This window comes from Marinoscillum sp. MHG1-6, assembly GCF_024714475.1.
Taxonomy (GTDB): domain Bacteria; phylum Bacteroidota; class Bacteroidia; order Cytophagales; family Cyclobacteriaceae; genus JAMZMI01.
Map to the genome: position 1 here is coordinate 490,682 of NZ_JAMZMI010000002.1, position 26,510 is coordinate 517,191.

Genomic DNA, 26,510 nt, shown 5'->3' on the forward strand with positions numbered 1-26,510 from the left:
TGTTTTTAGGGGTTGATGCCAAAAAGCACTCCTTCGGCGATAACAAAGATTTTTGACCCTTTAGCAGGTTTAATCTTATATACCCCTGTGAAATCGCCAAAAGCGGGAACTAAAGCTGAATTTTCCTCAAAATAAAAGCATGGCAGCGTAGCTCCCTGACGCGCCTTCCCTTTCAATCTAATCCCTGGATGAATATGCCCGGAAAAGTTATAGAGTTCCGTATCTACCGATTCATGAGTAAAATGAAAAGGCCCTTCTTTTAGCTCATCACATATTTTCAAATTGGTAGATTGGTAAATACCCTCCTCCAAAATGTCATGATTTCCTTTTATAAGCACCATCTCCACCCCTTGTTGTCGCTTCATCCATTCTTCAAAATCGTCCCACTCCTCATTATGGTCGCTGTGAAAAAGATCTCCGAGGAAAAGTATTCTTAAAGGTTGAAAATGACTTACCACATCTGAAAGACGCAATAAGTCACCCTCATGTACCCTTTTCGATATGGGAATGCCTGATTTTCTGAAATGCCCCGCCTTACCCAGATGAAGATCTGATAAAATCAGGGTCCTTGTTTCTTGCCAAAAGATTACCTTTCGAGCATCCAAAACGAGGTTTTGGCCTTCTATTAGGAGCTTTTGCTGATCTGATCTATTTTCAGACACTTAATTGCTATCTCCGACATATTTAGGTAAAACATAGGTTTTACCCAGACTAAAAAACATCAAATACCCCCTAATTCTTAAGAAACCATCTTTCCCTAACCAGGCCTTACAGTTATAAACATTACCGGAAGTAGGGTCCAAAATTTCTCCACCCTTGTATTCACCAGATCGGCCATTATATTCCAAATCGGTAATAATATCCATCCCAACAACTGGCTGATCCTTCCTGTAATCATCACATTCTGTACACAGTGGATTTGGATCATCACCATTGGTTGGATAAGTTTCAATTACCTTACCGAAGTATTTACCATCCTTTTCGTAGATATCGATCAATGATCTTTCCTTACCGGACTTCATACCTACCATTTTCCATTTACCAATGATCGTCTGGGCATTGGTTGAAAGCATGAATAAAATTGCTATGGCTGTAAAAATCGTTTTCATTTCTTTAATCTTTAGTTAGTTGATGAATAAGCAAAAAGGGCTTATACGGCTCATTTCACAATGATTTTACTACAAACACAATCATCATGCCTATTTGAACCGCAATATTTAAGAATTTTCGGCAAGTTTCTCTAGTTGCATCTGCATTTTGGTCACCCGATCAATCAATTGTTCTGAAGATAAATTCTGTCTTCGTATCGTATCAACCACTATTGGAAAGGCAAAAGGCGTCGGACTTTTTGTATCCATCAAAACAATTTTTTGTGCATTTATCCTCCTGATCGCCTCAAATAAGCGCGAATGTTCCAATTGCATGGTCATCACTTCATCCATAGCCTGTTGGATCAGTAAATTTTCCTTGTCGTAGGTTTCAAAAACCTTGTAAAGAATACCCGTCGACGCCTGAAGATGTCTGGCCCGGATATTTTTTCCAGGATAACCCTGAAAAATCAACCCTGCTATTGTGGCCACGTCGCGAAATTTCCGCTTGGCCATCTCAGTTTGATTAATGGAGTGTTGAACATCTTCCATAATACCCTCTTCACTAAACAGGTCAAGCTCCAAAGCCTCCTCAATCGGAATTTCCTGATCTGAAAGCAACTCAAATCCATAATCATTCATAGACATGGAAAAAGTAATCGGGGTTATTCTGCTCACTCTCAGCGCAACTACCCCAGCCAACACCTCATGTACATACAATCCTTCAAAAGGGTAGAAGAAAACGTGATTCCCGAACTTTGACTTCGCCTTCTCTATTAATAAAGTATGCCTATCTGGCACCTGGGACCATTTTGCCTGCAAATCCAGTATGGGTTTTATTGTTTTCATCTCAACATCATGAAAGTCGCCATTGGCACTGGCTTCCAACTTTTCACGGATGACATCTGACAGCATCGACGAAAGAGGCAACCTTCCCCCTCCCCAAACAGGCGTACGACCACTTTTCCGATTGGACTTTTTTACCAGAACGGTCATATCCTTGATCATCACAAACTCAAGGTTCTTTCCGGCAAACCAGAAACGATCACCCGGGTTTAGTCTGGATATGAAAGATTCCTCCACGGTCCCGATATATCCTCCGGTCATAAACCTGACTTTGAGCGCCGGATCACCAACGATCGTCCCGATGGACAGCTTATGCCGCGTAGCCGCACGCTTATTGATGATCTTGTAAATACCGTCTTCCTGATAAACTTTGGCGTATTCATCATACTCCCCAAGTGTTTTACCTCCGGTCGTGATAAAGTCTAAAGCCCATCCCCATTCTTCTGAATGCAACAAGCGATAGCAATAGGTTTGTTTGATTTCTTCTAATATATCAAGCGGACGAAAACCACCACTCACTGCCAGTGTAACTAAATACTGAACGAGGACATCCATACATTTCTCCAAAGGCTTTCGACTCTCAAAGCGTTTCTCCTCGATAGCCTTTCGAAGTGCTGCTCCTTCTACCAATTCCAGTGAGTGTGTTGGCACAAAGTAAATTTTGCTCACCTCCCCCGGACGATGACCACTTCGCCCCGCTCTTTGAAAAAACCTGCTCACTCCTTTTGGCCCTCCTACTTGAATCACTGTGTCGACAGGACGAAAATCAACTCCCAGATCCAGACTGGAAGTACACACCACCACTTTGAGCTTTTCAGCATGTAGCGCATCCTCGACCCAATTCCGGATATCCTGTTCTATGGATCCGTGATGCATGGCAATCAGCCCTGATAGCTCCGGAGCAAATTGCACCAGCTTTTGATACCAGAGTTCTGTTTGAGATCTCGTATTGGTGAAAAGCAGGGTAGTCTTGCTAGCATTAATGATCGGGACAATTTTAGGTAATAAAGCCGTACCCAAATGACCACTCCAGGGGAACTTCTCTACTTCATCAGGAAGTACCGAAACTACTTCTACCTTCTTTTCAATATTCGATTGGATGATCACCCCGGACTTATGCATACCCTCACCCAGCAACACGCGCTTGGCCTGAGGAAGATTGCCGATCGTCGCAGATATGCCCCAAATCTTAAGTTGGTGATCTGTGAGTGTTTTGATACGACTGATGGCCAATTCCAATGCCACCCCTCTCTTTGTACCTAAGATCTCATGCCACTCATCCGCAATCACAACCTGGATACCTTTTAGGTAGTTGGGATAATCGGTTTGGCTAAGCAAAACATGGAGACTCTCAGGAGTAATAACCAGGGCCTGTGGAGCTTTTTTCTTTTGAGACTGACGCTCTGTAGCGGTAGTATCTCCTGTTCGCAAGCCTATTGTCCACCTTAAATCCAGCTCATCACAGACCTCCTGCATGGCCCGATGAATATCCTTAGCTAAAGCCCTAAGAGGCGTAACCCACAAAACCCGAACCCCGGGAGTGACATTAGCCTTGTCATGATCTCTCAAAAACTCGAGTATACATGGAATCCACAATGCATAGGTCTTTCCGCTTCCGGTGGGTGCGTTCAATAAGCCGCTTTTCCCCTCCAGATAGGCATTCCAGCATTCTTCCTGGAATGGAAAGGCCTTCCATCCGCGGCTTGTAAACCAGTCTTTGCCTATTTGTATGATTTCTGATTGAACCAAAAGAAGCGTTTCATTTAAACCACTCCCCAATGATCGGTATTTCCTTTCTTTTAATAAAGGTGATTATGGCGCTTGCAACAAATACTGCCACAGCCAAATAAAAGAGTGACCCTCCGTCACCCTGTACCTCCACACCCAACCTGGTCAAATGAAAGAATATAGCGCCGCTTATTACTCCAAGACTGAGAATGGCGCCATAAATACGGTAAGTAGGGATTAACAACAAAATTCCAGCTATCAATTCAACCACTCCTGAACCAATTCTTCCCCAGGGCTCCATACCGACTGTATTAAATATGTAAACGCTTTCAGGTTGCGCTGTAAACTTGAAGTAAAGGGTTTGGAGCATTATAACAGCAGCGAGAATACTGAGCAACCATTCGAAGATTTTCATAGGCCATTTTTTTGAAGGAATAATTTAATATTTCCCGATTTGATCCCGCTTATGCATCAAACAAAAATTCATTGAATTGTAATTCAGGCTACCAATCCTCTGCCAAACATTTACATGTATCTTTATCCGGTTTGAAATTTTAAGTATGATTCTGACGACATTAGATTGGTTCTTTGTAGGGAGCTTTTTCATTCTCTCCATAAGTATAGGACTTTGGGCGGCCAAATCCGGAAATAAAACCTCTGAGGATTACTTCACCGCAAGTGGTAAAATGCCCTGGTGGCTTTTGGGTGTTTCTATGGTTGCGACTACCTTCTCAACAGATACTCCTAATCTCGTAACAGACATTGTTCGTCAAAATGGGGTTTCAGGAAACTGGGCCTGGTGGTCCTTCCTCTTAACGGGAATGCTCACGGTCTTTGTCTACGCGCGACTGTGGAAGAAATCAGGGGTCTTGACAGATATTGAATTCTACGAGCTCCGATACAGTGGCAAAATGGCCAGTTTCCTACGTGGATTTCGAGCTGTTTACCTCGGGTTTATCTTTAATGTCATGATCATGGCTTCGGTATCCCTGGCAGCCATCAAAATCGGAAGCGTATTACTTAACCTCACTCCCATACAGACTCTATTAATCGCCGGAACGGTCACGGTAATCTACAGCTCCCTGGGTGGCTTAAGAGGAGTACTAATCACAGATTTTATCCAATTCATCCTCTCAATGGCGGGAGCCCTTATTGCAGCCATAGTGGCTCTTAAACATCCCCAGATTGGTGGCCTGGAAAATTTACTGGCACATGAAAACGTGGCCGATAAGCTCAGCTTCTTTCCCTCGTTATCCAACCCTGAAATTTTCGTAACTCTCCTTCTCATACCGCTATTAGTTCAGTGGTGGAGCGTCTGGTATCCCGGTGCGGAACCCGGCGGCGGTGGCTACATTGCTCAAAGAATGTTTGCTGCCAAAAATGAAGATCATTCGGTGAAGGCAGTGCTATTTTTCAATGTCGCTCACTACGCCCTCAGACCCTGGCCATGGATTATCGTTGCACTTGCTTCTCTGGTCATATTCCCGGATTTGGAAAGTCTCAAACAGGCCTTCCCAAATGCTGCTAATGTTGTCAATCATGACTTGGGTTATCCGGCGATGCTCACTTTCATCCCCTCCGGTTTACTGGGTATTGTGGTTACTTCCCTAATCGCTGCCTACATGTCCACGATATCAACTCATCTCAACTGGGGAGCCTCCTATATCATTAATGATGTATATAAACGATTTATCAAGCCTGATGCCTCACCGGGCCAACTGGTGGGATTGAGCAGAATTGTGACTGTTATCCTCATGGTATTCACTATGATTTTAGCGTTGATGCTTGATAATGCGCTAGGGGCATTTCAGATTCTATTACAAATTGGAGCCGGTACCGGATTATTATTCATTCTGCGCTGGTTTTGGTGGAGGGTAAATGCCTACAGCGAATTGACTGCTATGATTGTGAGCTTGTTAGTTGCTATCTATTTCAAAACTGCACATTCCTGGATGGGACTGGAACCGCTCAAGCCATGGGTTGAATTAGTCACCGGAGTTGGCATCACAACCCTCGGATGGATACTGGTGACCCTGCTTACCAAGCCGGCAGACCAGGATGTGTTAATCCGATTCGTCCAAAAGATTAACCCCGGAGGCCCAGGTTGGAAAAAAATATCTTCACAAATGGAACAAGGGAGCACCCCTTCAGGAACCTGGAAAGTTCCGGTAGGAATTCTCTGCATGATTTTGGGAACCATCGGTGTTTACGCTTTTCTTATCGGTACCGGCCAATTGATTTACGGAAAGGTGATTATTGGATTGACTTTGCTTGTCATTGCATCTGTTTCTGCCTTATTACTCATGAAAATATGGCCGCGATTAAAATGACATTTATAAGCTTTCTCCACCACTTATAATAATTAATAAACATCTGACCTCATCAGTCGTTATTGGCTGATAAACCAAACCTAGAAACATGAAAAACTCCATTTTCGCCCCTTTTATATCTCTGATCATTTTATTCTCCTGCACTGAAAACAAGCAACCTGTTGACAATTACCAGTTACCTGAGAACCAACCAACTGCCTATGCCAATATCGATGTTGACAGCCTCAATGAAATAATGAGCGCACTGAAGTCGCTCTATAAAAATACGGTGGAGGAAATAAAGCCTATTGAAGGCCGAACCTTCGAGAATACCATTTGGCCATTAGAAAGGTTAAGTAATGTCGCTTCTAAATCGTGGGGGGTGTTCAGCATCCTTGCTAATGCACATCCCGATTCTCTCATTAGAACCACCGCATCCCAACTGGAAGTTGAATTGGGGAAATTGAGCAATGAAATTTCCCTCGATGAGGATATTTACCAGGCATATAAGGCCTACAGTGAAACAGAAGAAGCAAAAAAGCTTTCTCCGGCCAGATCAAAACTGGTCGCTGACCAAATGCGAGACTATGCCAAAAACGGCTTTAATCTTTCGAAGGAAAAGCGAGATTATCTTAAGCTAATGCTGGATGCCATAACCGAGACTGGAAATACCTTCCAAAAAAATATTGCTATGTATTCTGACTTTGCCATTTTCACTGAGGAAGAGATGGAAGGGACAACAGAAGATTTTAAGAAAAGCCATCTTCAGGAGGATGGAACATATAAGGTAGGTCTCTCCTATCCCGATTTCATCCCCTTCATGGAAAATGCATCATCAGATGCGGCCAGAAAGGAGCTTTATGTTAAATTCCTGAACCGCGCTGCGGACAGTAACCTTCCCGTGTTGGCTACGCTGATCGAGCAAAGAGACGCCATGGCCAAACACCTGGATTATACTACTTATGCTTCCTATGAACTAGATGGGAAAATGGCCAAAAACCCTAAAACCGTATGGGAATTTGAGTTTGACCTGGAAAAGAATGTTCGCCCAAAAGGAGATGCTGATTATGCCGAGCTAGTTGAAATGCAAAAGGAGCTAGGCATGTCCGGCGAAGAGGTAGCATATTACAATGTCTATTACCTAAAGAATCAACTCCTGCAAACTTCCTATGGTGTGGATCAGGAGGAAGTACGCCAGTATTTCGAACTGGAGAATGTTAAATCCGGACTTTTTCAAATTACCCAGAAGCTTTTCGGGCTAACCTATAAAGAAATAGAAAACGCTTCCGTCTGGCACGAAGATGTAACTGCCTATGAAGTTTTTGAAGGACCCAATTATGTTGGCAGGTTTTATCTGGACCTTCATCCAAGAGAAAATAAATTCACCCATGCAGCCTGCTGGCCATTGAGACCATCCATGGCTTTATCATCCGGCAATCAAACCCCTGAGGCAGCACTCCTCTGCAACTTCACCAAACCAACCCCTGACAAACCTGCCTTACTTACACATTCGGAAGTGGAGACCTTTTTCCATGAATTTGGACATGTGTTGCATAATATCCTTTCGACTACCGAGCTTCCTTCTCAAAGCGGAACCAGGGTGAGCAGGGACTTTGTTGAGGCGCCCTCCCAAATTTTTGAAAACTGGGTTTGGAACTATGAGGCTTTGGCCCTTTTCGCGAAACATTATAAGACGGGCGAAATACTACCAAAAGAACTTTTCGACAAGATGTATGCTGCCCAGAATCTACAGTCAGGATTGGAGACCCTTAGACAGGTCATCTATGGCCAATATGCCCTTACCTTGTATGATGGCTTTGACCCTGATGGTGACACCACCACAACTGAATTATTTCACATTTTGATGGAACGGATCAGTCCATTCTCACGAGTAGAGGGCACCCATTTCGAAGCAGCGTTCGGGCACTTATATGGATATGGCTCATCTTATTATGGGTACCTATGGTCATTGGTGTTTGCCCAGGACATGTTTTCCAGGTTTGAAAAGGAGGGGATACTCAATCCTGAGGTGGGAAAGGCCTACAGAAATGCCATCTTATCGAAGGGTGGATCAGTTCAGGAAATGGATATGCTCAAAGAGTTTCTGGGCAGAGCACCTAACCAGGACGCTTTCATCAAATCTATCGGATTGGAATTGTAGCAAAATCACTACTATAGATTCTCCTAAGAGGTAATTTAGCATTGATATGATTTTAGAAATTGTAATTATTAATGCAAAAGTTTGGAATTATGATTAGAAATATCATTTACTAATTGAATGAATTTCTAAACTATTGCATTAGTTTTGAGGCACAAATGAATAGAATCGTTTCAAATATTGTCGTAACACCAATTATTATTCTGGTCACTGTGGTCACAGCGATTGGGAAATGGTGTTTCTGATAGTTTTAGGATATATCAAGCGCCATTCCCAAAAAGAATGGCGTTTTTTTTTGCAATAGAGTTTGTAGATGTATTTCGACGATAAGACAGAGGTTTTTTTAAACGGCAAGTGGATTAAGGCAAAGGATGCTCAGGCGAGTATTTTTAGCCAAACGCTCCATTATGGTACCGGCGTTTTCGAAGGCCTGAGGTCATATAATAACGGTAACGGATTCAACATTTTCCGTCCATTAGAGCATTTTGAAAGACTCAAAAAATCGTCTGAAAGGGTATTTCTAAAGGTGCCCTACTCTACTGAAGAACTGATCAACACTGCTTATGAGTTGATCGACCGAAACAAACTTACCAATGCGTATATCAGGCCTTTAGTTTTTGCCGGCCCCAATATGATGCTCTCCCCTTCTTCGGAAGTAAACGTATTTATGACAGCCTGGAAGTGGGCAAAATATCCGGGATATGAGCCATTGAATTGCATGATCTCATCCTACCTGAAACCAAGCCCGAAATCTACTCCGATCGATGCGAAAGTGGTAGGAAACTATTCACAGGCTACCCTGGCATCAGCGGAAGCAAAATCTCTGGGATATGATGAGGCTATTCTTTTAGATATGGATGGCAATATCACGGAGGGACCGGGAGCTAATATTTTTTATGAAAAAGACGGGGTGCTTTTCACTCCAAAACTGGGAAACATCTTTCCGGGCATCACCAGAAAAACCCTCATTGAGATCTGCAAAGAGCTCAAGGTTGAGGTAGTTGAAAAAGACATAAAACCAGAAGAATTATATAAAGCAGAGACAGCATTTTTCTGTGGTACTGCGTCAGAGATTACTCGAATTGACTCCATTAATGGAGAACATTACAAAAAGGATTGGGAAGAATCAATCGGACACATCCTGCATATTTTGTATCAGCAAAAAGTGATGTTTGACGAATACCAGGGATTAACTATTGTTTAATTACAACATGAGCCAAGAACTAAATAAGTACAGCAAGACCATTACTCAAGACCCTAGCCAGCCTGGTTCACAGGCCCAGCTTTATGCACTGGGACTCACAGAGGAAGAACTTAAAAAAGCACAGGTAGGAATTGTCAGCACCGGTTTCGAAGGAAACCCATGCAACATGCACCTTAACATCCTCGCGCATCAGGTAAAAAAGAGCGTAAAGGAGGCTGACCTGGTGGGATTGATCTTCAACACTATAGGTGTGAGTGATGGTATGTCCAACGGAACAACCGGGATGAAATATTCTCTTATCTCCCGGGACATTATTGCTGATTCAATAGAAACAGTATCTCAGGCGCAATTTTACGACTCGATCGTGGCGGTTGTGGGTTGTGATAAAAACATGCCGGGAGCCATCATGGGGATGTCACGTCTGAACAGACCATCTATTATGGTTTATGGTGGGACAGTACGACCTGGAACCTGGAAAGGTGAAGACCTGAATATCGTTTCTGCCTTCGAAGCATACGGAAAAAAACTAGGCAATAACATCTCCGATGAGGACTTTAAAGGCATTGTTAAAAACTCTATCCCAGGACCTGGAGCATGTGGTGGAATGTACACAGCCAACACTATGGCCTCGGCGATTGAGGCGATGGGTATGAGCTTGCCTTATAGTTCATCAAACCCGGCAGAAGGAGATCCTAAAGTAAAGGAGATCCAAAATGTAGGTAAGGCGATCCGTAACCTGATGGAGAAGAACATTCTTCCCTCAGACATCATGACCAAGAAAGCATTCGAAAATGCAATCACCACGGTGATGGTACTCGGAGGATCAACCAACGCGGTACTTCACTTGTTGGCGATGGCCAAAACAGCAGACGTAGATCTAACTTTGGAGGATTTCCAACGAATCAGCGACAAAACACCATTCATCGCGGACCTAAAACCTAGTGGAAAATATCTCATGGAGGACCTTCATAAAATTGGTGGTGTTCCCGGAGTATTGAAAATCCTATTGAGAGAAGGGTACCTTCATGGAGACTGCATGACGGTTACTGGGAAAACTTTAGCTGAAAATCTGGAAGAAATTGCCGATCTTAAAGAAGGACAGGATATCATATACAGCTTTGATAAACCAATCAAGAAGACAGGACATCTTCAAATCCTTTACGGGAACCTTGCTCCTGAAGGAGCGGTTGCCAAAATAACCGGTAAAGAAGGTGAAGTCTTTGAAGGGCCGGCAAGAATCTATGAAGATGAGTTTGCCGCGATCGAAGGCATTGGTAAAGAAGTTCAAAAGGGTGAAGTGATCGTCATCCGACAATCAGGTCCAAAAGGAGCTCCCGGTATGCCGGAGATGTTGAAACCTACAGGAGCGGTAATGGGAGCCGGCTTAGGTAAAGATGTAGCTTTGATCACTGACGGCCGTTTCTCTGGTGGGTCTCACGGATTTGTAGTGGGACATATTACGCCTGAAGCTCAGGAAGGCGGACCACTCGGATTGATCAAGAATGGTGATATCATCCGTATTGATGCTATCAATAATAAGCTTGAGGTAAAACTCAGCGATGAAGAGTTGGCTACAAGGAAAGCAGCCTGGAAAAAACCTGCTTACAAAGCCAATAAAGGAATACTTTGGAAATATATCAAATCGGTAAACACTGCCTCTGAAGGTTGTGTTACTGATGCTTAAATAAATGACTTATGAGTAGTACATCATCTTTAGAAGTGGAAAAAAAGAAAAGTCCTGCCTCTGAGAGAGTGACGGGATCCGAAGCAGTATTGAAGTGTCTTCTGGAAGAGAATGTCGAAGTCATTTTCGGATATCCTGGGGGAGCGATCATGCCTATCTATGATGCACTTTATAGCTACACAGATAAGCTCAACCATATATTAACCAGACATGAGCAAGGTGCCGTTCACGCAGCCCAAGGGTTCGCTCGCGTAACCGGAAAAACCGGAGTTTGCTTTGCAACATCAGGGCCAGGAGCAACTAACCTGATAACAGGTATTGCTGATGCTCAGATAGACTCCACTCCTTTGGTTTGTATCACCGGACAGGTATTTTCTCACCTGCTAGGTACCGATGCATTCCAGGAAACGGACGTTGTAGGCATCTCTATGCCGGTAACGAAGTGGAACTATCAGGTGACCAGACCGGAGGAAATCCCCTATGCCATCGCAAAGGGATTTTACATTGCTAACAGCGGCCGTCCTGGACCGGTATTGATCGATATCACCAAAGACGCACAGCTCAAGGAGTTTGACTATAGCTATGAAAAGTGTGAAAAGATCAGAAGCTATCATCCATACCCTATTTTGGATGAGAAGTCTATCAGTGATGCTGCTGACTTGATCAACAAAGCACAAAAACCTTTGATGCTGGTAGGTCAGGGTGTTTTGATCGCAGAAGCACAAAAAGAATTGATCGCATTCGCTGAAAAGGCGGGGATTCCAATGGCCTCTACTCTTATGGGATTATCGGCTGTACCGAATAATCACCCGCTTTATGTCGGTTATTTGGGAATGCATGGTAATTATGGACCTAATGTCAAGACTAATGAATGCGATGTATTGATTGCAGTTGGTATGCGTTTCGATGATCGCGTAACTGGCAATCTGGATAAATATGCGAAACAAGCCAAAGTAATCCATATAGAGATCGACCCGGCTGAGATCGACAAAAATGTAAAAGCCGATGTGGCTGTAAACGCAGACGCCAAAGAAGCTTTGCAGTCATTGATCAAAGTCACAAAGGAAAATCAACATAAAAGTTGGTTGAAAGAATTCCGTGATTGCGACGAGATAGAGTTTGAAAAAATCATCAAAACAGCCACTAATCCTACTTCAGGAGGCATTTTGATGACTGAGGTAATGAAGAAGATTTCTGATAAAACCAAGGGTAAAGCTATTCTGGTAACCGATGTTGGTCAGCATCAAATGGTGGCAAGCAGGTATTATGCATTCGACGATACCAAGTCAAATGTGACTTCAGGTGGTCTGGGCACCATGGGATTTTGTCTGCCAGCAGCGATGGGCGCCAAGATGGGACAACCTGAAAAACAAGTAATTGCTGTTATTGGTGATGGTGGTTTTCAGATGACCATTCAGGAATTAGGAACCATCTTCCAAAGTCAGATCGGGGTAAAAATCCTGATCCTGAATAACAATTTCCTTGGCATGGTAAGACAGTGGCAGGAGCTATTCCATGACAAGAGATACTCGTTCACAGAATTGACGAATCCAAATTTTCAATTGATTTCACAAGGATACGGCATACCTTCGCAGAAAATTGAGGAAAGAGCTGATCTGGATGCTGCATTGGACCAATGGTTGAATTCAGATGGGCCGCAGTTGCTAGAAGTAGTCGTGGAGAAAGAAGAGAATGTGTTTCCAATGGTTCCTGCCGGAGCCAGTGTTTCAGACATTCGATTAGGATGAGGTCGTCGCTTTCTTAAATTTTAATTTAATACCATGTCTAATTCAATAAATAACATTCACGGTGATAAAGTGAGAGATTTCACCCTATCTGTTCTTACAGAAGACAGGGCTGGGCTTCTCAACCAAATAACCATTATTTTTACGCGCCGAAAAATAAACATCGATAGTTTGAATGTGTCAACTACCGAGGTTCCGGGCGTAAGTCGATTTACGATTGTGATTCAAAGCGTGAGCAAGGATCAGGTTGAAAAGGTTGTGAAGCAAATTCGAAAACTGGTAGATGTACTAGGCGCATTCGTCTACGAAGATGATGACGTTTACTACCAGGAGATTGCGCTCTATAAAGTACCTACAGATGTTTTTCTGAATGGTAACAAAATAGAGACGCTGGTTAGGAATAGTGGTGCACGTATTTTGGTGATCGAAAAAGATCATATCATCATTGAAAAGACCGGTCACAAGTCTGACACACATGATCTTTACGACAAATTAATGCCTCATGGGCTGCTAGAATTCGTGAGATCAGGTAGAATTGCGGTCTCAAAATCGAAACGTAAGACGGAAGCCTTCATCCAGCAATTGGAAGAAGCCAAGTCGAACAGGCTGAGTATTAAAGATTTTTAAAAATAGATTTTCAATAAATAAATAAAAATGGCACAAATCAATTTTGGAGGGGTGACCGAGCAAGTAGTGACTCGTGAGGAATTCCCTCTTGAAAAAGCAAGAGAAGTACTTAAAAACGAAACAATCGCAGTACTTGGTTACGGTGTTCAAGGTCCTGGACAGGCACTTAACCTTAAAGACAATGGCTTCAACGTAATCGTTGGGCAAAGAAAAAACTCTAAGACCTGGGACAAAGCTGTAGCAGACGGATGGGTTCCTGGTGAGACACTTTTCGAATTGGAAGAAGCATGCGAAAAAGGTACTATCCTACAGTTCTTGCTTTCTGACGCAGGTCAAATTGCACTTTGGCCAATGGTTAAAGCACACCTTACTCCTGGTAAGACACTTTATTTCTCTCACGGATTTGGTGTGACTTACAAAGAGAAAACTGGTATCGTTCCACCTGAGGATGTTGACGTAATCCTTGTTGCGCCTAAAGGTTCTGGTACTTCTCTTCGAAGACTTTTCGTAGAAGGAAAAGGACTTAACTCCAGCTTTGCTATCCACCAGGATGCTACTGGCAAAGCGAGAGACAAAGTGATCGCTTTAGGTATCGGTGTTGGTTCTGGTTACCTATTTGAAACTACTTTCTACAAAGAAGTTTCTTCTGACCTTACAGGTGAAAGAGGTACACTAATGGGTGCTATCCAGGGGCTATTCAAAGCTCAGTACGAAGTACTAAGAGCGAATGGACACTCTCCTTCTGAGGCTTTCAACGAAACTGTTGAAGAAGCTACTCAATCACTTTACCCATTGATCGCTGAGAATGGAATGGACTGGATGTACGCAAACTGTTCTACTACAGCACAAAGAGGTGCTTTGGATTGGATGGGACCATTCTACGAAGCTACCAAGCCGGTTTTCGAGCAACTTTACAAGTCAGTAATTGACGGTGTTGAAGCGCAAAAATCAATCGATAGTAATTCACAGTCTGACTACCGTGAAAAACTAGAAGAAGAATTGAAGGAGCTTCACGAATCAGAAATGTGGCAAGCAGGTAAAGCTGTAAGAAAGCTGAGACCAGAGAATAGCTAAGAGTCGCAAGACTTGAGATATTAAAAGGAACTTCGCAAGGGGTTCCTTTTTTGTTTCTCAAACGCAGTAAAATTCCACCTGGCCGTTCGCATCACGAGTTTCAACACCATTCTTTCCATGAAATTTCGTCTTAAAGGACAACCTATTTAGATTGGCCATTGATTAAATTCCGCAAGCTTTCTATGACAACACAAAAAAACAATTCATATATCCCAGAAATCGAAGAGGTGAAGAAAGCTCGGAATAACCTGAGCAAAGTGGTGATCAACAGCCCCCTTCAGCACAGCCTCATCCTCAGTGATAAATACAAGGCCAACGTCTATCTGAAGAGAGAAGACACACAGGTTGTTAGGTCTTACAAAATACGAGGTGCGTACAACAAGATTACCTCTCTTGATCAGGAAAGTCTTGCTAAAGGTGTGGTTTGTGCCAGTGCAGGCAATCATGCGCAGGGCGTCGCTTACTCCTGCCATAAACTTGGCGTAAAGGGCACGATTTTCATGCCCTCTCCTACACCCAAACAAAAGATCCAACAAGTTCGCATGTTTGGAAAGCAGATGGTGGATATCATGCTCGAGGGAGATACCTTCGATGATGCATACCATGCAGCCAAAGATTTCGAAAGGGCCAATGACTGCACTTTTGTTCATCCATTTGATGACGAAAAAGTCATAGAGGGTCAGGCCACTATTGGGCTTGAGCTTTTCAGCGATGCAGATTTCAACATGGATTACGTCTTTCTGCCTGTCGGGGGAGGCGGTCTTTCTGCCGGGGTTTCGAGTGTACTTAAGGTATTAAGTCCCAAAACCAAAATAATCGGTGTTGAGCCCGAGGGAGCACCGGCCATGCTGGAATCAATCAAACAAAACAAGGTTATAAGTCTGGAGAAAATTGACAAGTTCGTTGATGGGGCAGCGGTGAAGAAAGTCGGTGAGCTCACCTTTCCCCTATGCCAAAAATTCATGGAGGAAATCGTGCTGGTGAATGAGGGAAAGCTCTGTTCCGTACTCATTAATATGTACAACGAAAGTGGTATCATACTGGAGCCGGCAGGTGCATTATCCGTAGCAGTCCTGGACCAGTTTGCGGATAAAATCAAGGGTAAAAATGTAGTATGCGTGCTCTCAGGGAGCAACAATGACATCACTCGAACAGAGGAGATTCGAGAGCGCTCTTTACTCTATGAAGGATTGATGCATTATTTCATTGTGAGATTTCCTCAACGTGCCGGCGCATTGAAAGAGTTTGTGAGTGAAGTATTGGGACCGGATGACGATATTCTTCATTTTGAGTACACCAAAAAAACTTCAAGAGAACAAGGACCTGCCGTGGTTGGTATTGAGCTAAAGTCACCGAAAGATTTCCAGCCACTACTCGAACGCATGAAGGAGCGGAATTTTTATGGTGAATACCTTAACGACCAGCCTGACCTCTTCAGATATATTGTCTAAGTCCATTGCGATTTCTCAACCAAAACTCAGCGACACCACGATTAATTCTATATACAAGCCTTTCTTCCACAATATCAACCTGATATCATGGAGCAGGATTAAAAGAAACTTCAAAATCCACTCATAAGATGATCTAAGCATCTTAAATTCGCAGTAAATTTTTTTTCTTGAGCGGAAAGCCCAGATAAGATGAAGGTATTAAAATTCGGAGGTACTTCGGTTGGTTCGGAGGAAGCTATCAGGCAGGTAGCCAAAATTGTAATTGATAAAGCTCAATCAGACCAAATAGCAGTGGTGGTTTCTGCCGTAGGTGGGGTCACAGACAAGCTGATTAACATTGGTGAGTTGGCACAAAAACATGATACTGGTTACCAAACAGCGCTTCAGGATCTTCGAGCACTTCACCTTGATCTTTTCGAAAAACTAACAGGAGAAAAATCTTCTACCACCATTGATGAGATTATCAATGAACTGGAGGAAATATGCAGAGGGGTTTTCCTTTTAAAGGAATTGACTCCAAAAAGCAGTGACTATATAGTTAGTACAGGAGAACGGCTTTCATCTTTCATTATCAAAGAATTTATTAACAAGTCTTTCGATAAGATTACACTTTTTGATTCACGTAAAGTGATCAAAACGGACAAGCATTTTGGTCATGCTGCTGTTGATTTTGAAGCGTCCACAAAACTTGCACAGGCATTAACACTTAATCAAATCAACCTATTCCCGGGGTTCATTGCCTCCACTCATAACAATGAGACTACCACTCTTGGAAGGGGTGGTTCGGATTACACGGCCGCCATAATGGCCAAGCTTCTGAAGGCAGGTCACCTGGAAATATGGACTGATGTGGATGGCATCATGACATCAGATCCAAGATTGGTTAAGCAAGCTCATTTTATCGACCACATCTCTTACGAAGAGGCACTTGAGCTTTCTCACTTCGGAGCCAAAGTAATTTATCCGCCAAGCATTCAGCCTGCTTTGGAAATTGGCATTCCGATCACCATAAAAAATACTTTTAACCCTGAACATCAGGGCACGGAAATCACCAAGGAATGGGATCAGGACAAAACATTAATTCGAGGGATTACAAGTATCAAGGACATATCGCTGATCAACTTGTCGGGAAGTGGAATGATTGGAATTCCAAGCTTTTCATTTCGACTGTTTAAAACCCTTTCTGATAACAAGATCAATATCATATTGATTACCCAGGCCTCTTCAGAGCATACCATTACGATCGGTGTTGCAGCCAAGGATGCCATCACCGCTGTTGAATGTTTATCGGAAGAGTTCAGTACCGAAGTCAAAAACAGCATCATCAATCCGATCGAATCGGAAGATGAACTTTCGATCATAGCTCTGGTGGGCGCCAACATGCGCAACCAGGTAGGAGTGAGTGGACAAATGTTTAATGTACTGGGTCGAAACGGTGTAAGCATTAAGGCCATTGCTCAGGGGTCTTCTGAAAGGAACATCTCTGCGGTGATTGTTAAAGAGGATCTTGACAAGGCGCTCAACGTACTTCATGAGAGCTTCTTTTTATCTGACAGCAAACGAATCAACCTGTTCATTATTGGTACCGGGAATGTGGGTAAAGCCTTCCTGAGCCAATTGCAAGGTCAGTTTACCTACCTTAAAAAGCATCATCAATTGAACATCAAAGTCATTGGACTGGCAAACTCCAGGGTAATGACCTTCATGAAGGATGGTATTCCGCTTTCCAAATGGGAAGAAAAAATTGGAGAGTCTACGGAGAAGTTTGACCGTAATGCATTCTACCAGTACATGGAGAATTACAACCTTCGTAACTCCATCTTTATAGACATCACAGGATCATCAGAAATTGCTTCAATGTACTCGGACATCTTGAAAGAAAGCGTATCTGTTGTAACACCAAATAAAATTGCTGCGACAGCACCATTTGGAGAATACAAAGCTCTTAAGCAAACTGCTCAGCGATTTGGAAGCCAGTTTCTTTTCGAAACAAATGTATGCGCAGGGCTACCAGTGCTTTCCACACTATCTGACCTCATCAAATCAGGCGATCAGGTACATTCTGTCGAGGCTGTTCTTTCCGGAACACTCAATTTCCTATTCAATGAATATGATGGAACCGAGAAGTTCGTTGAGGTAATCAAAAAAGCGAAGAAAATGGGCTACACCGAACCTGATCCACGTTTGGACCTTTTCTGTGAGGACGTGAAGCGAAAAATACTGATACTGATTCGCGAAAGTGGCTATGAGCATGAAATCGGAGAAATCGCTTTGGAATCATTCCTCCCTGAAAGCTGTGTTGGTAGTACTTCCATAGATGACTTCTATGATAAGGTAGAGAAAGAAGAACCTCATTTCAAGGCAATATATGATAAGGCAAAGGCAAACGGGACCCAATTGCGTGTCGTAGCAAGCTATAAAGACGGTAAAGCTTCTGTAGGCCTTGAGGAAATTTCACCGGAACATCCTTTCTTCTACCTTGAAGGAAGTGATAATATCGTGCTATTCTACACCAATAGGTACAAGGCTCAGCCGTTGGTGATCAAAGGAGCCGGAGCCGGAGCAGACGTAACTGCATCCGGGATTTTCGCCGATGTACTTAGAATAGCCCAATCTGATCAATAATATGGACGAAATTAAGGTTTTTGCCCCGGCGTCTGTCGCCAACGTGGGCTGTGGATATGATACCATTGGATTTGCTATTGATGGGCTTGGTGACGAAATCATCATGTCTAAAAGGAGTGATTCCAAACTTGTCATTAAAGAAATTATTGGTGCTGATCTGCCGCTAGAACCAGAGGAGAACGTAGCCACTATCTCTATAAGGGCCCTACTTGACCACCTCGGGTCAGATCAGGGATTTGACATCACAATCAAAAAACTTTTTAAGCCAGGTAGTGGATTAGGGTCAAGTGCCTCCAGTGCAGCTGGAGCAGTCTTTGCTGCGAACGAACTACTGGGAGAGCCCATTGACAAAAAGGATCTGATCCACTTTGCTTTGGAAGGAGAAGCATTCGCCTCCAAATCTTACCATGCCGATAACGTAGCGCCTTCACTCATTGGAGGATTCAACGTTATTCGGGCATATGAACCAGAACTTGATATTTTTCAGGTAAATGTCCCTGCGGATTTATGGGTACTGATCATTTTCCCTGATGTGGTGATTAAAACTTCCGAATCAAAGAAATTAATACCTACCAGTCTAAGCATTAAGGATGCACGTGATCAATGGTCAAATGTAGCAGGCCTAATTCAGGCATTTAACACCCATGATTTTGAGCTGTTAAGAAAGTCTGTTACTGACCTGGTGGCCGAGCCTGTGAGAAAGGGGCTTATCCCGGGTTACGATCAGGTAAAGCAACTGGCCTATGATCATGGCAGTGTTGGATTCAATATATCAGGTTCGGGACCAAGCATGTTTGCCTTGTTCAAGAATGAAAAGGCCATGAATGCCGCCAAACCTGAAATCAAAAAGCTTTATGAAGAAATGAACCTTCCTGTCATTCTTCATTCATCCAAAATCAATTTGAGAGGCTGTGAAGTGATCTCATGAACAGAGCAGAATCATGAAATTCTATAGTACAAAAGGCAAAAATCAGAGAATATCATTCAAAGAGGCAGTCATCAAAAGCTTGCCTCAGGATAATGGTCTCTACTTTCCTGAAATTATTCCGGTACTTGGTGATCCATTCTTCTCCGAATATGGCTCTTATACACTTCCTGAAATCGGAACCTCTGTGATGAAGCACTTCTGCAGTGATGATATTCCATTGGATAAGCTGGAGGAGATCATGGAAGATGTTCTAAGCTTCGATATCCCGCTGGTAAGTGTTGCAAAAAATATAAATAGCCTGGAGCTCTTTCATGGACCAACCTATGCCTTTAAAGATGTTGGAGCTCGTTTTCTGGCTCGTTGTTTAGGGTATTTTAATGAATCCGAAAATAAGGAAGTCACCATTTTGGTGGCAACTTCCGGAGATACAGGAGGAGCTGTGGCCGCAGGATTTTATAAAGTACCTGGTGTAAAAGTGATTATCCTCTACCCTACTGGAAAAGTCAGTGAGTTACAGGAAAAGCAATTAACCACGCTTGGTGAAAATATTACCGCGTTGGAGGTTGACGGAGACTTCGATGATTGTCAGGCACTGGTAAAGCTAGCCTTTCTTGATAAAGAGATCAATGAAAAACTGGCTTTGTCATCCGCTAACTCTATTAACATTGCGCGCTGGCTACCACAGTCAATCTATTATTACCAGGCCGTCCGCAAGGCTCAGGGTGACGGGAATGTAGTGGTATCTGTCCCAAGTGGAAACTATGGCAACATCACCGCTGGTATGCTCGCCAAGAAAATGGGACTCCCCATTCATCGCTTCATAGCAGCATCTAATGCCAATGATATCGTTCCAAGATATATTCGCAACGGATCCTACGAAATCCTTCCGACCATTGCTACGCTTTCTAATGCGATGGATGTGAGTAACCCAAGCAACTTTCCACGAATGATGGAGCTATATGGTGATGATTGGAATGCTGTCAAAAATGACGTGAAAGGCTATACATTAGATGATGAGCACACCCTCAGGACCATGCAGCAATGCCAGTCTGATCATAAGTACACATTGGATCCTCATGGTGCAATTGGCTATGAAGCACTAAACAAAACGCTACTTGACAGGGAAGTGGGAGTCTTTTTAGAAACTGCCCATCCATGTAAATTCATCCCTACTGTTGAAAAGGCATTAAATACCGAATATAAGATCCCTGATTTCGCAGCTGACTTAATGTCTCGCCGAAAACAAGCTGACCCCTTAGGGAAACAGTTTTCTTCATTCAAAAATTACCTCATGGCCTGATCCACTCAGGCTTTTTTTTGCCCTTTACATAGGACAATTTCCTTCATAACCGAACACGTTTTCTGTGTTTCGGGTCCTCGATTTGGAATATTTCTCGCTACATTTTGGTTAATAGTACCTATAAGTATGGTAAATGTAAACATTTAACCATTAGGTATTATCTTCCTTATTGTCAAAAGGTTAAGAATCATAACTATCTGATATACAGATACTTAGTTTGCTTTAATTGAAGTAATTAGTTATATTGATTGAGAATTCAAACATTAAACAATCAGTATTATGAAAAAATTACTTTCAATTTTTGCAGTGCTTTTTACTGTAGCAATCATTGCTCCTTCATGCACCTCCGATGAGGGCTTTGAAGAAATCGTTATCAATTCAGAATTAGATCAGGTAGCACCTGATGGTAGTGGCGGAACTGGATCCGGAGGAGGCGAAACACCTCCCGGAGGAGGCGGTTAATCGAAAAATATCCTTGTTCGTAGAAAAGGCGGGTACGTATACCCGCCTTTTTTTTATATTAGGGGAAGGCTATACGATATGATTTCTTTACGTTTACTGCTTACTTTCGTACTCGCCCTGAGTATATCTGTCCTTTTGGCCGCCTCTGAAAAGAGCATTCAAGAGCAGCATAGTATTGCCTACAAACTATTTGAATCAGACCCCCAAACGGCCCTGTTAATCGGAAAAGAGACTGAAAAGTTAGCTCATCAACAAGGATTTGAAGTATTAGAGGCTAATTCCATTTTCATTCAAGCATGGGTTTATAAAATTCAAAACGAGCAGGGTAAAAGATTTCTGCTTTACCTCAAAGCTTTGGAGGTGCTGGAACCAGTTAAGGACTCCGACGGGGAGGCTACCTCTCTATACCTAACTTTGATGAGAAATACGGGAGTTATCCTTAAGGAGCACTTTGCTTATCCTCAGGCGTCAAAATATTTTGATGAAGCCCTTGAAATAGCTGAGCGGATGCAGGATTATAAAATGATGGCAAGGATTTTTCAAAATAAGGCCTCATTGGAAATTGAACAGCATCAACATCCACAAGCACTCACATTTATTAATGAAGGTATCAAACAAGCCAGGAAAGTTGACGATCAGGTTCTGTTAATGGATTTATTGAATGAAAGAGGTTTAGTTCAAATAGAGCTTGGTCATCTGGATGCGGCAAGAGAAAATTTTCAAGATTTGATTCAGCTAGCTGCAAAAAGACCTGATTTGATCAAGTATGTTGGTCTCTCCTGGCAGAACATAGGATATGCCTATTCCAAAGAATTAAAAACAGAAGAAGCTATTACCTCCTACCTAAAGGCAAATGATATCTGGAACAACTCCACCGGTTATGATTACGAGCGATTCATGGTCTTTTTAAACTTAAGTGAATCTTATCAGATATCGGGCGATATGAAAATGGCTGAAGCAATGGGCCTTCGTGCGATTGACCTGTATCCTAATGTAGACCTGAAGCCTGACCATTACACTGTTTTTGATGTTATGTCAAGCATCTATTTTGCTCAGGAACAGTATTTAAAATCTCATGAGAATGCTATAAGATATCGAGAGGAAAACGAGAAGTTTCTCGCCTTCCAGGATGAGATGATCAAAGTGAAAGATCAATATAAAATGGAGGTATTGGCTGCTGGATTTTTTGTTGAAAAGAATTCAGCAAAAAATGAAAACATCTACCTCACATTAATAACCATCATTTCTTCAATTTTCACAATCCTGTTAATCGCAGGATTCGTAAGACAGCATTATAAGAAACAAGCTATCAAGAAGTCCATTCTTGACATTTACTCCAGAGACCTCCCTGCCTAGTCCAACCACTTTACTCTACTCTGCGCAACCTCCTTCTTAGGGCCACGAGGCAACTCGTTATAATATCCCGCATAAAATATCCCCAAACACTGCTCACCTTCCTCAAGAGGTTCAAATTCACCAAAATATTCCAGCAAATCAGGAGTACTCCAATATGAGCCTACACCATATGCGTGAAGAGTAAGCCAGATATTCTGAACAGCCATAGCGACTGCCGCAACTTCCTCCCATTCCGGAACTCGCCCCTTTGGATCTCTTTGCATACAAATGGCAATAAGCGCTCCTGCTTTTTGTGGATTCATTTTCAGCTTCTCATACTTGGCAATGGAAAAAGTCTCGAGTGAGGTGATACTCCTGTATTTTTCCGACATAAAAATCCCGAAGCGTTTCTGTGCAGTACCTTGCATTACGCGAAATCTCCATGGTTGCGTAAGCTTATGGGTAGGGGCGCAGTTGGCATTTTCAAGTGCCTTCTGCAACACCGCTTTTGGTATTTCCTGTTCAATATATTGAGGTGGATAAACCGACCTTCTCGTCCGGATCAGTTGATGAACTTCTTCAATAGTCATGCGACAAAACTAGATACAAATTGGTTGTCTAACATGCGATATTTCGTGAAAACATCTACTCTTTCAGTACCCTTACCTGGTGAACAAATCCTTCGCCTTCGATCACTACAAAATACAATCCGGGAGGTTGATTCAATACAATTGACTCGCGATAAGATTTGGATAAAATAAGGTCTCCCGATATATCAAATATCTTAATCCTGTTGATTGCTCCTATAAGCATAGGAGGAATGAGAAAATGAAGTTCAAGCTTGACAGGGTTCGGGCCAACGGCTATTTGTTTGGCCAGTTTGTTAAATTCCGGAACTTCATAACCCACATCGATTGATTCACAGCCGTTAATGGCATTCAAATAGGCGACTTCATAAAGCCCACCCTGTAGAACCTCATATTGCTCGCCATTTTCGTTTGCCAAGAACTGGCCATTCCGGTACCATACTATTTCATAATCTTGTTGAGGATTAACTGAAATAATGTTAGCCTCCACACTAATTTCCGGTGTAGGTATAGAATCGAATGTCGAAAATATGTTAACCAGCTCACTGTAATAACAACCATTTTGATCGACCATTTCGAAAAGATAGCTACCGGATGAGAGCTCCACAACGACACTATCAACCATGACATCATCAAAGAACAAGGAATACGGTGTAGTCCCCCCAGAAGGTGATATTGATATGCTACCCGACCCACTACCATAGCACTCTTCATTCGTAACTGCAATTTCCGCGTAAAGTGAATCAGGCCCGTCAATCGTCACCTCTTCAAAATATTCACATCCTTCGCTATCCGACACCAACAACGTATATTCTCCTTTATATAGTTCGGCAAACTGTCCCAAAGAATTCCATGTTCGTCCGGTGTCAAGGGAATATTGAAAAGTTCCATTACCTCCTGAAGCTATAGCCGTAATGGACCCCTCAGCCTTATTTGCACATACCACATCTATTATACCAATTACAATATCAACTTCAGCCGGCTCACTAATTTGAAAAGTCTTGCTCCACTCACATAATGTTTCATCCGATACAACCACCTCATAATTGCCCGGTTTTAATCCGGAGAACCCGGTCACATTCGTAAAGCTCTGGCCATTTAGAAGGAAAACTATTTCACCTAATCCACCGGTGACATCCAATGTAATCAAGCCGTCATTAGCTCCGTAGCAAAGAATATCACTCTTGGTCCCTGTCACAATGAGACTATCATAGGTTTGAACTGAAAAATCAACACTTCCCAGACAGCCCATAACATCTCTTACATGAGCAGTGTGAGCCCCATTAGACAGAGTTGTAAAAGTAGATGATCCCCCAAAGGCTCCCCCATCTAGCGCATATTCATAGATTCCTGTACCGCCTGACCCCGAAACGATCACATTGACCGCTCCTCCGGAACTACACGAAGGGACATCAATTTGATAATCAGCTATCAGTGAGTCCGGATCGACAATGGTGAAAGACTTCATAAGCGTATCCACATCATCCATCACGATGTACATCAGGTATTGACCACCAGCCAGACCATTGTAATTTCCACTCGGATTATAGGTCACATTATCAAGGCTGTATTTATACGATCCGGGACCATCAACATTAATATTCAAACTACCATCAGTATCTCCATGGCAGGTGGCTTGGGTGGTTTTGATATTAACCGTTCCAAAATCCACCTCGGAGTCAGAAAACACGTTGAAATCATCGATATAGAGATTATTGCCATAACCATTGATCGTCCTAAGGGCAACTTCTACTGATTTTACTGAGTCGGCCACCACAAGCGACTGCGACACGTGACGCCAGTCAGCACCAGAAGGGACAAATGGAGCACTTGTAGCAGCAGCAGTGGCGAGGGTGACGCCTTCATCCTGCCAAAGTATTGTCCAGTTTTTATCACAGTTGAAACGATAGACTATCTGAAGCTCATCATAATACTGCTCGACATCGTCATCATAGTAAGTGTAGGCATATTCAAAATCAACATTTATCACTTTGTTGATCTCAGTATTTACCGGCCCCATCTTAAGGTAATCGACCTCCCCAGCCATTGGGTAATTATAAAATGGGATCATGGCTGAATAACTATCGGAAAATCCTACCGAATCTATCATCACAAAGGTGGTATCCATGCCGGGATTGATGACTTCTATCCCGGGTATAACAAAATCCTCAAATCGATCCACAAAAAGAGGTCGTTCAAGAGCCTCTACCTGAATAAAGTTTTGCATTAGCAGTGTATCTCGTTCCCCACCCGCGGAAGTAGCAATAATACGCACATTGTAGGTACCTAAATCATTATAACTCACAATTGGATTTTCTTCAGTCGAGGTGGGTGGATTACCTCCTTCAAAGGTCCATTCCAGGCTAGTCGCTGCCAATGACGCGTTAGTGAATTCAATACTGTTCCCTACACATACCCTGGGTTCCTCCACCTCCAAAAGGGCTACAACACTGGTTGAATATAGGTTGGACCGAAAACTCAAATATGCATCACTCATACGCGCATATTGCTCTGCCGAAAACTCATCACGACATTGCTTTGGCGCATAGGACATCAGGTTCCGAACGTTGGGAAGGTATGGATCACCGTTCACATCTGTTTCCGTACCAATATATTCACAGGAAGTCGACACCTTGCTAAGAGAAAGTACCGGGTCAGCAGGAGTATCGCATATTTCATCACCGGCATCAATACAGTTAGATCCGTCCACTAACTCATCCGTACCACTGGATGTCAGTCCATGGGTATGTAGTAGAGAAAAGAAATGTCCCATTTCATGAGGCAGGGTACTTCCATTAATTGCACAGTCATTATCCATTACCATTCGCTCCGGTCCCGCAAGTGGTAAGTAAGTGAAACCACACAAGGCTAAAGCCTCGGTAGTTTCGATGGAGTTTACAAAATAAATATTGATAGTATTGCCAATATCATTTCCAGAGGTCATCTCCAGCTCATCTGAGGTGACCAAATCAAAATATTTTGTGGATTGTATGTAGTTCTTTTGAATAACAAAAAAGTGTAAACCTGCACTGGAAAAATAAGCGTTTACATCTTCTATGGCCAAATCCAACTCGTCGTCAGTCAGACCGCCACTACCATCATCCAACGTAACAATATGAGCCACTATGGCCACCTCCGAATTTGAGGCCGCAATGCGTGCTGAGGATTTGTTGAGATCAGGATGAAAATCTTCAAGCAGCTTCCTTTGTCTGACACCCACAATCGTCCCGCAACCCTCATCCTGACCAAAGGAAAAGTTCAATCCTGCAATTAGGATTAAAAGCGCGATGAATAGTGACCTATTAAACAACCCCCTGGAGCTTTATCAAACTCATACCCCTTGCAAAATTAATAAGACC

Annotated in this window: 19 protein-coding genes; 13 read left to right on the forward strand and 6 right to left on the reverse strand. The window is 42.9% G+C overall.

The window, feature by feature from the left end; translation table 11 throughout:
• Positions 1-5: 5 nt before the first annotated feature.
• From pdeM to NXR94_RS05900, 4 genes are all read right to left on the reverse strand, one after another.
• A complete protein-coding gene (gene pdeM, locus NXR94_RS05885; RefSeq protein ID WP_258103662.1) occupies positions 6-662 on the reverse strand; it encodes a ligase-associated DNA damage response endonuclease PdeM in 657 nt (218 codons plus the stop codon).
• A complete protein-coding gene (locus tag NXR94_RS05890) occupies positions 663-1,109 on the reverse strand; it encodes a DUF2147 domain-containing protein (protein ID WP_258103663.1) in 447 nt (148 codons plus the stop codon). It abuts the gene before it with no gap.
• Between the two features lie 108 nt (positions 1,110-1,217).
• Positions 1,218-3,683, reverse strand: coding sequence for a ligase-associated DNA damage response DEXH box helicase (locus NXR94_RS05895; RefSeq protein WP_258103664.1), 2,466 nt, complete (start codon positions 3,681-3,683; stop codon positions 1,218-1,220).
• A 10-nt stretch (positions 3,684-3,693) separates the two neighbouring features.
• Positions 3,694-4,077, reverse strand: coding sequence for a DoxX family protein (locus NXR94_RS05900; RefSeq protein ID WP_258103665.1), 384 nt, complete (start codon positions 4,075-4,077; stop codon positions 3,694-3,696).
• Positions 4,078-4,222: 145 nt separating this feature from the next.
• Between NXR94_RS05900 and NXR94_RS05905 the strand changes: the two genes are divergently transcribed.
• From NXR94_RS05905 to NXR94_RS05965, 13 genes are all read left to right on the forward strand, one after another.
• The gene (locus NXR94_RS05905) at positions 4,223-5,992 is read left to right on the forward strand and encodes a sodium:solute symporter family protein (RefSeq protein ID WP_258103666.1); all 1,770 of its coding nucleotides are present in this window, start codon (positions 4,223-4,225) and stop codon (positions 5,990-5,992) included.
• Between the two features lie 88 nt (positions 5,993-6,080).
• Positions 6,081-8,132: a M3 family metallopeptidase gene (locus tag NXR94_RS05910; RefSeq protein WP_258103667.1), complete on the forward strand. Its 2,052-nt coding sequence runs from the start codon at positions 6,081-6,083 to the stop codon at positions 8,130-8,132.
• Positions 8,133-8,442: 310 nt separating this feature from the next.
• Positions 8,443-9,333 (forward strand): branched-chain amino acid transaminase, encoded by an 891-nt coding sequence (locus tag NXR94_RS05915; protein ID WP_258103668.1) that lies wholly within the window; start codon positions 8,443-8,445, stop codon positions 9,331-9,333.
• A gap of 7 nt (positions 9,334-9,340) precedes the next feature.
• Positions 9,341-11,017: a dihydroxy-acid dehydratase gene (ilvD, locus tag NXR94_RS05920; protein ID WP_258103669.1), complete on the forward strand. Its 1,677-nt coding sequence runs from the start codon at positions 9,341-9,343 to the stop codon at positions 11,015-11,017.
• An 11-nt stretch (positions 11,018-11,028) separates the two neighbouring features.
• Positions 11,029-12,765, forward strand: coding sequence for a biosynthetic-type acetolactate synthase large subunit (gene ilvB, locus NXR94_RS05925; protein ID WP_258103670.1), 1,737 nt, complete (start codon positions 11,029-11,031; stop codon positions 12,763-12,765).
• Positions 12,766-12,798: 33 nt separating this feature from the next.
• Positions 12,799-13,389, forward strand: a complete 591-nt coding sequence (ilvN, locus tag NXR94_RS05930) for an acetolactate synthase small subunit (RefSeq protein WP_258103671.1) — start codon at positions 12,799-12,801, stop codon at positions 13,387-13,389.
• A gap of 27 nt (positions 13,390-13,416) precedes the next feature.
• Positions 13,417-14,463 (forward strand): ketol-acid reductoisomerase, encoded by a 1,047-nt coding sequence (ilvC, locus tag NXR94_RS05935; RefSeq protein WP_258103672.1) that lies wholly within the window; start codon positions 13,417-13,419, stop codon positions 14,461-14,463.
• A 182-nt stretch (positions 14,464-14,645) separates the two neighbouring features.
• Positions 14,646-15,914 carry a threonine ammonia-lyase gene (ilvA, locus tag NXR94_RS05940; RefSeq protein ID WP_258103673.1) on the forward strand — a complete coding sequence of 423 codons (1,269 nt, stop codon included), beginning with the start codon at positions 14,646-14,648 and terminating at the stop codon, positions 15,912-15,914.
• Positions 15,915-16,103: 189 nt separating this feature from the next.
• Positions 16,104-18,539, forward strand: coding sequence for a bifunctional aspartate kinase/homoserine dehydrogenase I (gene thrA / locus NXR94_RS05945; RefSeq protein WP_258103675.1), 2,436 nt, complete (start codon positions 16,104-16,106; stop codon positions 18,537-18,539).
• 1 nt (position 18,540) lies between these two features.
• Positions 18,541-19,467: a homoserine kinase gene (locus NXR94_RS05950; RefSeq protein ID WP_258103676.1), complete on the forward strand. Its 927-nt coding sequence runs from the start codon at positions 18,541-18,543 to the stop codon at positions 19,465-19,467.
• A 13-nt stretch (positions 19,468-19,480) separates the two neighbouring features.
• Complete coding sequence (gene thrC / locus NXR94_RS05955) at positions 19,481-20,767, forward strand: threonine synthase (RefSeq protein WP_258103677.1); 1,287 nt, start codon at positions 19,481-19,483, stop codon at positions 20,765-20,767.
• A gap of 279 nt (positions 20,768-21,046) precedes the next feature.
• Positions 21,047-21,229 (forward strand): hypothetical protein, encoded by a 183-nt coding sequence (locus NXR94_RS05960; RefSeq protein WP_258103678.1) that lies wholly within the window; start codon positions 21,047-21,049, stop codon positions 21,227-21,229.
• Positions 21,230-21,307: 78 nt separating this feature from the next.
• Positions 21,308-22,585, forward strand: coding sequence for a hypothetical protein (locus tag NXR94_RS05965; RefSeq protein ID WP_258103679.1), 1,278 nt, complete (start codon positions 21,308-21,310; stop codon positions 22,583-22,585).
• Here NXR94_RS05965 and NXR94_RS05970 read toward each other — a convergent pair.
• Both NXR94_RS05970 and NXR94_RS05975 read right to left on the reverse strand, forming a co-directional pair.
• Positions 22,582-23,154 (reverse strand): nitroreductase, encoded by a 573-nt coding sequence (locus tag NXR94_RS05970; RefSeq protein ID WP_258103680.1) that lies wholly within the window; start codon positions 23,152-23,154, stop codon positions 22,582-22,584. The genes NXR94_RS05965 and NXR94_RS05970 overlap by 4 nt on opposite strands.
• Positions 23,155-23,209: 55 nt before the next feature.
• Positions 23,210-26,413: a M43 family zinc metalloprotease gene (locus NXR94_RS05975; RefSeq protein WP_258103681.1), complete on the reverse strand. Its 3,204-nt coding sequence runs from the start codon at positions 26,411-26,413 to the stop codon at positions 23,210-23,212.
• Between the last annotated feature and the right edge of the window lie 97 nt (positions 26,414-26,510).

What these genes read in the sequence shown, in the direction of transcription:
- ilvD (WP_258103669.1), top strand. Translation starts at nt 9,341, where the DNA reads ATGAGCCAAGAACTAAATAAGTACAGCAAGACCATTACTCAAGACCCT.
- NXR94_RS05905 (WP_258103666.1), top strand. Translation starts at nt 4,223, where the DNA reads ATGATTCTGACGACATTAGATTGGTTCTTTGTAGGGAGCTTTTTCATT.
- NXR94_RS05960 (WP_258103678.1), top strand. Translation starts at nt 21,047, where the DNA reads ATGAAAAAATTACTTTCAATTTTTGCAGTGCTTTTTACTGTAGCAATC.
- NXR94_RS05890 (WP_258103663.1), bottom strand. Translation starts at nt 1,109, where the DNA reads ATGAAAACGATTTTTACAGCCATAGCAATTTTATTCATGCTTTCAACC.
- NXR94_RS05910 (WP_258103667.1), top strand. Translation starts at nt 6,081, where the DNA reads ATGAAAAACTCCATTTTCGCCCCTTTTATATCTCTGATCATTTTATTC.
- thrA (WP_258103675.1), top strand. Translation starts at nt 16,104, where the DNA reads ATGAAGGTATTAAAATTCGGAGGTACTTCGGTTGGTTCGGAGGAAGCT.
- NXR94_RS05970 (WP_258103680.1), bottom strand. Translation starts at nt 23,154, where the DNA reads ATGACTATTGAAGAAGTTCATCAACTGATCCGGACGAGAAGGTCGGTT.
- NXR94_RS05965 (WP_258103679.1), top strand. Translation starts at nt 21,308, where the DNA reads ATGATTTCTTTACGTTTACTGCTTACTTTCGTACTCGCCCTGAGTATA.
- NXR94_RS05900 (WP_258103665.1), bottom strand. Translation starts at nt 4,077, where the DNA reads ATGAAAATCTTCGAATGGTTGCTCAGTATTCTCGCTGCTGTTATAATG.
- ilvN (WP_258103671.1), top strand. Translation starts at nt 12,799, where the DNA reads ATGTCTAATTCAATAAATAACATTCACGGTGATAAAGTGAGAGATTTC.
- ilvC (WP_258103672.1), top strand. Translation starts at nt 13,417, where the DNA reads ATGGCACAAATCAATTTTGGAGGGGTGACCGAGCAAGTAGTGACTCGT.
- NXR94_RS05915 (WP_258103668.1), top strand. Translation starts at nt 8,443, where the DNA reads ATGTATTTCGACGATAAGACAGAGGTTTTTTTAAACGGCAAGTGGATT.
- ilvA (WP_258103673.1), top strand. Translation starts at nt 14,646, where the DNA reads ATGACAACACAAAAAAACAATTCATATATCCCAGAAATCGAAGAGGTG.
- ilvB (WP_258103670.1), top strand. Translation starts at nt 11,029, where the DNA reads ATGAGTAGTACATCATCTTTAGAAGTGGAAAAAAAGAAAAGTCCTGCC.
- thrC (WP_258103677.1), top strand. Translation starts at nt 19,481, where the DNA reads ATGAAATTCTATAGTACAAAAGGCAAAAATCAGAGAATATCATTCAAA.
- NXR94_RS05950 (WP_258103676.1), top strand. Translation starts at nt 18,541, where the DNA reads ATGGACGAAATTAAGGTTTTTGCCCCGGCGTCTGTCGCCAACGTGGGC.